Below are 514 nucleotides of genomic sequence, written 5' to 3' on the forward strand. Positions count from 1 at the left end.
CGTCGTAGCTAACGATACCGCGACGACTAACGAAGATGCAGCGATTGATATCGATGTACTTGCGAATGATGATGACTCAACCGATGGCACTGAAGCAGCGATCTCACCAGTAGAAAGCGTGACTCAAGGTACCAACGGTATCGTGACGATCAATGCCGATGGTACGGTGAAATACATACCGAATGCTGACTTTAACGGGTCGGATAGCTTTACTTATACCAATGAAGAAGGTCAAGAAGCCACGGTTAATGTCACGGTCGATGCCGTGAATGATTTAACGGTTGTCGCTAACGATACCGCGATGACTAACGAAGATGCGGCAATTGATATCGATGTGCTTGCGAATGACACTGATACGGTTGATGGCACTGAAGCAGCGATCTCACCAGTAGAAAGCGTGACTCAAGGCGCTAATGGTTCAGTCTCAATCAATGCCGATGGTACGGTGAAATACACACCGAATGCTGACTTTAACGGGGCGGATAGCTTTACTTATACGAATGCTGAAGGGCAA

At 47.5% G+C, this 514-nt stretch carries 1 protein-coding gene; it reads left to right on the top strand.

Going from position 1 to position 514, the window contains the following annotated elements; genetic code table 11:
* Positions 1–514: Ig-like domain-containing protein (locus MT390_RS19735; protein ID WP_499442915.1), on the top strand; the 514-nt coding region annotated here is incomplete at both ends.

Source organism: Vibrio sp. 2-Bac 85 (genome assembly GCF_037546705.1).
Lineage (GTDB): Bacteria > Pseudomonadota > Gammaproteobacteria > Enterobacterales > Psychromonadaceae > Psychromonas.